Here is a 10,378-nt window from a genome sequence, read left to right on the forward strand (position 1 = left end):
CGATAAACGTCTAGTGCTTAAAGTGTCTCAATCCCGTAAAAATCATGGCTATACCGTGCTCGTCACAGGCGGTAATGGATTCTTCATCCCGCATGGATCCGCCTGGCTGAATAATGGCAACTATTCCTGCTTTTGCAGCCTCATCCACTGTATCACGGAAAGGGAAGAAGGCGTCTGAACCCATCACAGCGCCGCGGGATCGCTCCCCGGCTTGACCCAGTGCAATCCGTGCTGAACCGACACGGTTCATTTGACCGGCTCCAACGCCAATCAGCTGACGGTCCCTGGTTACAACAATAGCGTTCGACTTGACATGCTTAACAACTGTCATGGCAAAAAGCAGTTCCGCCATCTGCTCGCTGGTCGGCTGTTTTTTGGTGACTACTTTTATCTGATCGGTTTTTACTGTTTCCAGGTCAATTTCCTGCAGTAAAAAACCGCCTTTTACTTTGCGCAGATCCAGGTTGTCGGCTGGTTTTCCTGACAAAGGACCTGTTTTAAGCAAGCGCAGGTTTTGTTTCGCAGAAAGAATCTCAAGAGCTTCCGGAGTAAAATCAGGCGCTATAATCGCCTCTAAAAAGATCTTGGCCATCTCTTTTGCGGTTTCAGCGTCAACATCCCGGTTGAAAGCCACTATCCCGCCAAAAGCCGATGTGGGATCTCCTTCAAAGGCCCTCAGGTAGGCGTCAACCAGCTTTTCTGAGTTTGCAGCCCCACATGGGCTGTTATGCTTGACGATTATCGCCGAGGGGCTGGAGAATTCACTGACTAATCCCAGGGCGGAGTTTAAGTCAAGTATATTGTTAAAAGACAGTTCCTTGCCTGAAAGCTGCTGCGCATTCCCGACCGAAGGGTCCTTCGCGCCGGGCTGACGGTAAAAAGCAGCTTTCTGGTGCGGGTTTTCCCCGTATCGCAGGGACTGCGCCAGTTCCGCCGACAGAATAAGAGTGGAAGGAAATAAAGAACTTTTGCCGGCAATCTCACGCAGGTAACCGGCTATTGCCGCGTCATAGGCGGACACATGGCTGAAAGCTTCAAGCGCTAAAAGAAGCCTGAATTTATCATCTATCCTGTCTTTCTGCAGAGCATCAAGCAGATCCGGATACCGGTCAGGATCCACAACCACTAATACGTTGTTATAATTCTTGGCCGCCGCCCTGATCATTGTCGGTCCGCCGATATCTATATTCTCAATAGCTTCTTCCAGGGTAACCCCCGGCTTGGCGACGGTTTCCCTGAACGGATACAAGTTGACCACAACCAGGTCAATCGTGCCTATCTTAAGTTCGTTTAACTGGCTGATATGTTCGGGTGATCTTAAAGCCAGTATCCCGGCATGTATATTGGGGTGTAATGTTTTAACGCGTCCGTCAAGGATTTCCGGGAAACCTGTAACATCAGTAATGTATGTAACCGGAAGGCCAGATTCTTTTAAAAATTTGCAGGTACCGCCGGTTGAGATTATCTCAACTTCCATCTCGGTCAAAGACCCTGCAAATTCTTTAAGCCCGGCTTTGTTGGATACACTAATTAGAGCACGCTTGATCATTTTTGCCCTCCTTCATTTATAATACTCTTTACTAAACCGCTATTTTCAGATCAGCCAAGCACAACTTTTCTGCCTTCTATTTTAAGCTTTCCCCCGGCAAAAAGGCCGATCGCCTCAGGATAAATACGGTGTTCTTCAGCCAGTATGCGCTGGGCCAATATTTCCGGCGTGTCACTCTGCTGAACAGGCACTACCGCCTGTAAAATTATCGGGCCGCTGTCAACCCTTTCATCTATAAAGTGGACTGTGCAGCCGCTGAAACGCACTCCATACTCAAAAGCCTGCCTTTGCGCATCCAGGCCGGGAAACGACGGCAGCAACGCCGGGTGAATGTTTATTATCCTGTTCGGAAAAGCGTCTAAAAGACCCCTGCCCACAATACGCATGTAACCGGCCAGGCAAACAAGTTCAACATGGTGGTCTTTCAAGACGCCTGCGACAACCTGTTCGTATTCCGTTTTGCCGCTAAAACCTTGATAATCTACATGTACGGCGTCTATCCCTTTTGAGCGTGCCCGTTCTAGAGCCAGCGCATCGCCAACATCGCTAATCACAACAACTACCCGCGCCGGGATTTTTCCCTCATCGCAGGCACCCATGATTGCCTGCAGGTTAGACCCCCGGCCCGAAACCAAAACACCAATCTTTAAAACCATTTTCAATCACTTCCTGTAATAGATCAATTAAAAGTTCAAACCTGGTGAATATTCTATGCCTTTTTCCCCTTTAACAGCCTGGCCAATCAAATAAGCTTTTTCACCTGTATCTTTCAGAAAATCCAGGCATGCCCCGGCTTGTTTTGAGGGAAGGAAAAAAACCAGACCCAGGCCCATATTAAATGTTCTGAACATTTCTTTGCCTTCAATCCGCCCAATCTGTCTAATCAATAAAAAAACGGGAGCAAAAGGCCACGATGTTGGGTCTATAAGAACAGCAGTTCCCGGAGGCAGCAGCCGCGGGATATTTTCCGTCAGGCCGCCCCCTGTAATATGGGCAATCCCAAGAAGATCAAAATTGTTATTCAGTTTTTTCAATATGTTTACATAGATCCGGGTTGGCTCCAACATTTCCTCGCCCAGGGATCGCCCAAGTTCCGGGATAAAATCAGCAATCCCAAAACCGGACACCTCAAGAAGGACACGCCGGGCGAGAGAATAGCCGTTACTGTGCAATCCCGAAGAAGAAAGACCGATTAGGCAATCACCCGGTTGTATCCTGGAACCGTCAATAATCCGTTCTTTTTCTACAATTCCTACTGCAAAACCGGCCAGGTCATATTCGTCCTGACCGTAAAAACCCGGCATTTCTGCTGTTTCACCGCCAATAAGGGCACATCCCGCCTGCCGGCAGCCATCCGCTATTCCCGCAACGATCGCAGCCGCTTTCTCCGGTACCAGCCTGCCCGCCGCCAGGTAATCAAGGAAAAAAAGTGGCTCTGCTCCGGATGTGGCAATATCGTTAACGCACATAGCTACAAGATCGATGCCTACAGTATCATGCTTTTGCATCAGCATGGCTACTTTTAACTTCGTACCTACGCCATCGGTTCCGGAAACAAGAACAGGTTGTTTATATCTGTCTTTATCAATTGAAAAAAGACCGCTGAAACCGCCCAAATCTCCAATCACTTCCGGTCTCCATGTGCTCCGGACAACCTGCCGCATTAATTCAACAGCTTTGTTGCCTGATTCAATGTCAACACCGGCGTCTGAATAGGTTAAACCATCTTTTTCTTTCATTTGCTTACCTCTATTGGTCCATGTTTCCTTTCTTATGCTTCTTTTCCAAGTCGTTTTTACCGGGACGCACGGAATTAAAATCCCCGACAGGGTAATCACCTGAATAACAAGCTGTACAAAAGTTTTTGCTGCTTTCTCCAAATATTTGTAAAAGGCCTTCAATACTGAGGTAGTGCAGCCCGTCAGCGCCAATCATCTTCCTTATCTCTTCCACCGGTTTGTGTGCGGCAACTAACTCAGCATCATCAGATATATCGATGCCATAGTAACATGAATGAGTTACCGGCGGTGAACTCAAGCACAAGTGCACTTCCTCAACACCGCAATCCCGTAAAAGCTTGACCATCCTGCCGCTTGTAGTCCCGCGTACTAAAGAGTCGTCGACCATAACAACTCTTTTCTTTCCTGATAATATTCTTTTGACGGGATTTATTTTCAGCCTCACGCTTAAATCCCGGACATCCTGTGTGGGCTGAATAAAAGTCCTGCCGATATAACGGTTCTTCATCAAACCTTCTTCAAATGGAACATCAAGGCCTTCGGCATAGCCGCGTGCTGCGGCGTTTCCCGAATCCGGCACTGGAATGACCAGATCGGCTTTTACCGGGTACTCACGCGCAAGCTGCCGTCCCATCTCACGGCGGACCTGATTAACATGAAAACCATCTATGCAGCTGTCGGGACGCGCAAAATATATATACTCAAAAATGCAGTGGGCGCATCTTCCAAGATTCTGCCCCCGGATGGAAGTAAGTCCCCTGTGATCAATAGTCACAATCTCTCCGGGCAGAACATCCCTGATCAGCTTTGCTCCTATGGTATCCAACGCACAGGATTCCGATGCCACAACGAATCCATGATCATCAAGTACTCCCAGGCAGAGCGGCCGGAATCCGAAAGGATCGCGGACAGCAAAAAGCTGATCCTCGGTCATAATAACCAGTGAGTAAGCGCCCTCCAGCGACACCATACATTTGATAATAGCATTGACAAGGCTGGTCTGATAATAACGGGCAATCATGTTGACAATAATTTCAGTATCCGTAGTAGACTGAAAAATAGTTCCTGAAGAAGCAAGCCGGTCGCGCAGGACAGCTGCATTAGTCAGGTTCCCGTTATGCCCCAGGCCGATCATCCCCCCCGCATAGCGAAAAACAAGCGGTTGGGCGTTTATAGGCTGGCTTGCGCCTGTTGTAGAGTAACGGACATGCCCGATGGCCAGATCGCCATGCAAACTCTCCAGTTCCCTTTCTCCAAGCACATCAGGCACAAGTCCCATTCCCTTGTGCAGGATTATCTCCTCTCCATTCGCCACTGCAATGCCTGCGCTTTCCTGCCCTCTGTGCTGCAAGGCGTACAGTCCGTAGAAAGCGAGTCTGCTTACATCAAGTCCCGGAGCATAGACGCCGATAACGCCGCACTCCTCATGAAGCTTTTCGGAATCCGGGATCAATAACTGTCTCACGCTGTTTTACTCTCCCTTACAAACCGAATCTGCCGTATATATGATCAATGTTTTTGAGATAAATTCTGTAATCAAAAATGGCTTCAATTTCCTCAGAATTTAGAAGGCTGGTTACCTCCGGGTCAGCCTTCAGGAGGGTTTTAAAATCTCTTCCTTTACTCCATGATTCCATGGCGTTGCGCTGAACAAGAGAATAAGCCTGTTCGCGGCTGATACCCTTTTCGACCAGCGCGATCAGAACCCTTTGAGAAAAAACAAGACCGTGGCTGACCTGCATGTTCGCAAACATCTTTTCCGGGTAAACAAACAGTTTTTTAATCATCTCCGTGCATTTGAAAAGCATATAGTCGAGCGCAATAGTGCTGTCGGGAATAATAACACGCTCTACTGATGAATGGGAAATGTCCCGTTCATGCCACAGGGCCACGTTTTCCATGCCGGCAACGGCGTTTCCGCGCAGCAGGCGGGAAAGCCCGCTGATCCGCTCGGCTATAATCGGGTTTCTCTTGTGAGGCATGGCAGATGAGCCCTTTTGCCCTTCGGCGAAAAATTCCTCTGCCTCACGGACCTCTGTACGCTGCAAATGCCTTATTTCCATGGCAAACTTGTCCAACGAGGCGCCGGCGATAGCAAGTGTGGTCAAGTACTCAGCATGACGGTCCCTTTGCAGCACCTGCGTGGAAACACGCGCCGGCACAAGCCCCAAACGGCTGCAAACGTAAGATTCCACAAAGGGATCTATCGTTGCGTATGTGCCGACCGCTCCGGCAAGCCTGCCGGCGCTGATTGTCTCAATTGCTCTTTTCACCCGCTCGGTATTTCGTTCAGTTTCAGCCAGCCAGAGCAGCATCTTCAAGCCGAATGTGATCGGTTCGGCATGCACGCCGTGGGTCCGGCCCATCATCAGCGTATACCTGTGTTTCACGGCCTGTTCTTTTATGGCTTCCTGCAATTCTATTAAACGGGTAAGAATTTTTTCACCGGCTTTTTTCATCAACACTGACAGGGCGGTATCAACAACATCATATGAGGTCAGCCCCAGGTGGATGTACTTTGACGCCTCGCCTACATATTCTCCGACACAGGTAAGAAAAGCGATTACGTCATGGTTGACCACCGCTTCTATTTCATCAATTCTTTTAATGTCGAAGTTGGCTTTTTCCTTTATTTCAAGCAGCGCTTCCGGCGGGACCAGCCCCAATTGGACCATTGCTTCACAGGCGGTAATCTCTACGTCCAGCCAAACTTTAAATTTATTTTCAGGCGACCAGATAGCTTTCATCTCAGGCAGGGTATAGCGTTCGATCACTTTCTCCTTCAATCCCTTCATAAAAGATCATTTTAATGGGTGGGCTTTTCTTCCAGGCGCGCAGCCAGAGCTTCTTTGTATTGCTTAATCTTTTCCCTCATCGGAAGGTCAGAAACACCGATAATCTGACCGGCCAGCAGGGCTGCGTTTTTTGCGCCATTAATAGCGACAGTAGCTACAGGTACACCTGACGGCATCTGCACTATTGAAAAAAGAGCGTCCAGTCCGTTTAAGGCCCCGGAACTGATTGGGAGGCCGATTACCGGCAATGGGGTATAGGCGGCGATTACACCCGGTAAATGAGCCGCTCCCCCGGCGGCGGCAATAATCACCAACAAACCGCGTTCCGCAGCCGAACTTGCATATTTGACGGTTTTACGCGGGGCGCGGTGCGCCGAAGATATCACGAGTTCATAAGTAATACCCAAATAATCAAGAATTTCGCAGCCTTCCTTGACTACCGGAAGATCAGATTCGCTGCCGGCGACAATTCCAACAAGCGGTTCAGGCATCTTTATTCACCTTTTTCTTAATCAGTTATTTTCTTTATTCCCATTCAATAGTAGCCGGCGGCTTGGAGGTAATATCATAGACCACCCTGTTAATGCCGGCAATTTCGTTAACCATGCGGGAAGAAATTCTTTCCAGTACGTGATTGGGAATTCTTGCCCAGTCCGCAGTCATTGCGTCATGGCTGGTCACAGCCCTGACCACGGCAGTATTGGCATAGGTCCGCTCGTCACCCATTACACCGACGCTGCGCATATCCGTGAGCACTGCGAAATACTGCCAGATTTCACGGTCTAAGCCCGCCTGCTGAATTTCGGAGGTAACTATTGCATCCGCTTCGCGCAGCAGTTCCAGTTTGTCCGGAGTAACTTCCCCGATAATGCGTATCGCCAGGCCGGGCCCGGGGAAAGGCTGGCGCCAGACAACCTCCTGCGGCAGGCCAAGTTCTTCTCCGACAACTCTCACCTCGTCCTTAAACAGCCAGCGCAGCGGTTCAATAATTTTAAGACGCATGTCTGACGGAAGACCGCCGACATTATGGTGGCTTTTAATAACAGCGGCTGTGGCAGTACCGCTTTCAACAACGTCAGGATATAAGGTACCCTGAACAAGGAAATCGACCTTACCCAGTTTGGCTGCTTCTTCTTCAAACACCCTGATGAACTCTTCCCCGATAATTTTCCGCTTTCTCTCGGGATCGGAAACTCCCTTTAAAAGGTTAAGAAAACGTTCCGAAGCGTCAACATGAATCACATTCAGCTTAAATTTTTCCTTGAAGGTGCTCAAAACTTGTACGGCTTCATTTTTTCTCAACAGGCCGTGATCGACAAACACGCAGGTCAACCTTTCGCCAATCACGCGATTGACAAGCACAGCCGCCACGGAAGAATCGACTCCTCCGCTTAAAGCGCATATAACCCGGCCTTCTCCGGCCCGGCTGCTGATTTCTTCCGCAGAAAGACGCAGAAACGAACCCGTTGTCCATAGCCCCTTGCACCCGCAGATTTGAAAAAGAAAATTGCGCAGAATGTCCTGGCCTTTTGGCGTATGGATTACTTCGGGATGAAACTGCACCCCGTAAATTTCTCTTTCGAAGTCACTGGCTGCCGCCACCGGCGCCTGGGATGTCCTGCCTGTAATTACGAAACCGGGCGGCGGCGTTTCCACCATGTCACCGTGGCTCATCCAGCACTGTTCCTGCGCTTCAAGGCCGTTAAAAAGCTTATCTTTAACCGATATTTCCAGAATAGCCTTGCCAAACTCCTTTTGTTTAGCGGGGGAGACTGTTCCCCCCAACTGCAAGACCATCAACTGCAGACCGTAGCAAATACCCAAAATTGGTATGCCCAGGCTGTAAATGGCCGGATCACAAGCAGGGGCGTCAGGCTGATAAACGCTTGCCGGCCCCCCTGAAAAGACTATTCCCCGCGGCTTTTTTTCCTTGATTATTTCTATTGAAGTATTATAGGGAAGCATTTCGCAGAAGACGCTGCACTCCCTGATCCGCCGGGCAATCAGGTGGCTGTATTGCCCGCCGAAATCTAAAACAATGATCATTTCTTCTTCTAAGGTCCGCATATTTCCTCCCGTTAAATAACCGGCTGCAAAATAAAACGCCGGGTCAGCAGCGTTCCAGCACGTAAATATCTTTTAAGCATCGGTATTTATCCTGATAGTCGAGACCATACCCAACAATATATTCATCAGGTATATCAAATCCGACGTAATCTACTTTTACGGACACCTTGCGCCTGTCCGGCTTGTCCAACAGGGCGCAGGTTTTCAGACTTGCCGGATTTCGCCCGGCCAAGTTGTCCATCAGCAAATCAATTGTCAGGCCTGTATCGATAATATCCTCGACGAGTAAAACATGCCTGTCTTTCAGGTCCATTCCCAGATCTTTCAAGATGACTACTTCTTCAGAAGACTTTAGCGATTCTCCGTAACTGGATACTGTGATAAAATCCAGACGGACCGGAATTGTCAGGCAGCGGGCAAGATCGGCCAAAAAAATAAAAGCTCCTTTGAGGACTCCTACCAGCAACAACTCGTTACCGGTATAATCCCTGGAGATTTCTTCCCCGAGTTTGCGTACCCGATCCTGTATTTCCCGTTCGCCAAGCAAAACCCGGCCTAAAGACAATCTTTTTCACTCCAGATAGAGCAGCCAAAACCCGCTCTTCTCTACGGAACCAACGACTAATTATAACAGGAAAATTATCCACTTTCAATAATGTTTCACCCCCAAGTAATGATTCATCCAAGACTTCTTTGATTACAACAATGTCAGTTATCATCATCCATTGAAAAAACCACATTTTTTTAGGCATAATGCTTATAAACACGCCCGCCGGTTGCCAGTTGAACTTCTGGCAGTTAACCCAAAAAACCCGCCTTCCGGGAAGAACTTATGAAAATAAGGTTTTAAATATCCTTGATTATAGATAAAGAAGCAGAGACCCTGCTTCTTTATCTATTTAAAATACCCCTATTTTTTTATATGTTTATTTACTTCCGTAGTACTCTGCTATCTTTAGAAAAGAAGCGTTATTTTGTAATTTACGGAGTCCCAATCTACTTTCGCGCCCAAGTTTTCTGCGACAAACCTCAGGGGAAGCATTGTTCTTCCGTTGATTATCGCTGGAGGAACATCCGTTGTACTGTTAGAACCGTTAACACGCGTGTTATTACTGTCTATCCACATTTCTATCTTAGTGTCTCCTACCAGGATGGTTACTTTACGTTCAGATTCGTTCCATTTAATCACTCCGCCTATGGCTTCGACAATAGACCGGATTGGCAAAAGGGTCCTACCCTTTAAAATAAGGGGTACGGTTCCCCGGCCGGGGTCTATTTCTTTACTGACGTCGTTTACCGTCATGTAAGGGTTGTTGATCAGGAGAACTATCTTTGTTCCCTTTACTACGGGATTATCGGTCCCGGTCCCGGATCCTGTTCCGCTTCCGCTTCCGGATCCTCCAGAAGAACCTCCGCTATTTGGCGTCGGTGTTGCGCACGCTTCGTTGGAAGCTTTGCCCAACGATTCGCCACTATAAACCGGCTTCATAATATAGCAATACTTAATCCCGTTGCTGACATTGGGGTCGGCGTAGGAGGTTTCTTTTATTGCAAAGTCCGTTATCGGGGTTGAGGTTTCCCCGCCGCTGGATGTGCCCCTGAAAAGATGATAACCTATCACGCTGGTATTTGTGTCTTTATTCCAGCTCAGATAAACCTTGCCGTCACCTGGAGCTGCTTTCAGGTTTGCGTCGTCGGTTTGGGTTGTCGATTTGCCAACTACCACGTCGTTGCTGGTGGCAATCTTTGTATAGCCATCATTTACAAACATACGGAAATTATAAGTGCCGGCTTGTGGCACATTGTAAACATTTGGCGCCTTGAAAGTAAGTGAACCGTTCTTGTTGCCTTTTAAATACTGATAACTGATATATGATCCGTCTGCGGCGCCAACTTTGTAAATACCAATCCAATCTTTCGCGTTGCCAGGTGCTCCTGAGTATGTAACTGTTATATTTTCTCCGGAAGTATCAAGGGCTGCCGTCACGTTGCATATCTGCTTGCCAATTACCACGTCGTTGCTGGTGGCAATCTTTGTATAGCCATCACTTACAAACATACGGAAATTATAACTGCCGGCTTGTGGCCCATTGTAAACATTTGGCGCCTTGAAAGTAAGTGAACCGTTCTTGTTGCCTTTTAAATACTGATAACTGATATATGATCCGTCTGCGGCGCCAACTTTGTAAATACCAATCCAATCTTTCGCGTTGCCAGGTGCTCCTGAG

Annotated in this window: 9 protein-coding genes; all 9 read right to left on the bottom strand. The window is 48.2% G+C overall.

Going from position 1 to position 10,378, the window contains the following annotated elements:
- Positions 1–10: 10 nt before the first annotated feature.
- Entirely contained in the window at positions 11–1,549 is a 1,539-nt protein-coding gene (gene purH / locus DEH07_05110; GenBank protein ID HBY03917.1) for a bifunctional phosphoribosylaminoimidazolecarboxamide formyltransferase/inosine monophosphate cyclohydrolase, read from the bottom strand.
- A gap of 50 nt (positions 1,550–1,599) precedes the next feature.
- Entirely contained in the window at positions 1,600–2,205 is a 606-nt protein-coding gene (locus DEH07_05115) for a phosphoribosylglycinamide formyltransferase (GenBank protein ID HBY03918.1), read from the bottom strand.
- 27 nt (positions 2,206–2,232) lie between these two features.
- On the bottom strand, positions 2,233–3,288 hold the full coding sequence (locus DEH07_05120) for a phosphoribosylformylglycinamidine cyclo-ligase (protein HBY03919.1): 1,056 nt from the start codon (positions 3,286–3,288) through the stop codon (positions 2,233–2,235).
- Between the two features lie 10 nt (positions 3,289–3,298).
- The gene (locus DEH07_05125) at positions 3,299–4,753 is read right to left on the bottom strand and encodes an amidophosphoribosyltransferase (protein ID HBY03920.1); all 1,455 of its coding nucleotides are present in this window, start codon (positions 4,751–4,753) and stop codon (positions 3,299–3,301) included.
- 16 nt (positions 4,754–4,769) lie between these two features.
- The gene (locus tag DEH07_05130; protein ID HBY03921.1) at positions 4,770–6,062 is read right to left on the bottom strand and encodes an adenylosuccinate lyase; all 1,293 of its coding nucleotides are present in this window, start codon (positions 6,060–6,062) and stop codon (positions 4,770–4,772) included.
- Positions 6,063–6,094: 32 nt separating this feature from the next.
- Complete coding sequence (gene purE / locus DEH07_05135; protein ID HBY03922.1) at positions 6,095–6,574, bottom strand: 5-(carboxyamino)imidazole ribonucleotide mutase; 480 nt, start codon at positions 6,572–6,574, stop codon at positions 6,095–6,097.
- Positions 6,575–6,608: 34 nt separating this feature from the next.
- A complete protein-coding gene (locus tag DEH07_05140) occupies positions 6,609–8,150 on the bottom strand; it encodes a GMP synthase (glutamine-hydrolyzing) (protein ID HBY03923.1) in 1,542 nt (513 codons plus the stop codon).
- Between the two features lie 43 nt (positions 8,151–8,193).
- Entirely contained in the window at positions 8,194–8,715 is a 522-nt protein-coding gene (hpt, locus tag DEH07_05145; protein ID HBY03924.1) for a hypoxanthine phosphoribosyltransferase, read from the bottom strand.
- A 390-nt stretch (positions 8,716–9,105) separates the two neighbouring features.
- Positions 9,106–10,378 (bottom strand): hypothetical protein (locus DEH07_05150; GenBank protein ID HBY03925.1); only part of this gene is annotated, 1,273 nt, incomplete at its 5' end.

It is taken from the genome of Desulfotomaculum sp., from assembly GCA_003513005.1.
In the GTDB taxonomy this organism is placed as follows: Bacteria; Bacillota; Desulfotomaculia; order Desulfotomaculales; family Nap2-2B; genus 46-80.

What these genes read in the sequence shown, in the direction of transcription:
- purH (HBY03917.1), bottom strand. Translation starts at nt 1,549, where the DNA reads ATGATCAAGCGTGCTCTAATTAGTGTATCCAACAAAGCCGGGCTTAAA.
- DEH07_05115 (HBY03918.1), bottom strand. Translation starts at nt 2,205, where the DNA reads ATGGTTTTAAAGATTGGTGTTTTGGTTTCGGGCCGGGGGTCTAACCTG.
- DEH07_05120 (HBY03919.1), bottom strand. Translation starts at nt 3,288, where the DNA reads ATGAAAGAAAAAGATGGTTTAACCTATTCAGACGCCGGTGTTGACATT.
- purE (HBY03922.1), bottom strand. Translation starts at nt 6,574, where the DNA reads ATGCCTGAACCGCTTGTTGGAATTGTCGCCGGCAGCGAATCTGATCTT.
- DEH07_05140 (HBY03923.1), bottom strand. Translation starts at nt 8,150, where the DNA reads ATGCGGACCTTAGAAGAAGAAATGATCATTGTTTTAGATTTCGGCGGG.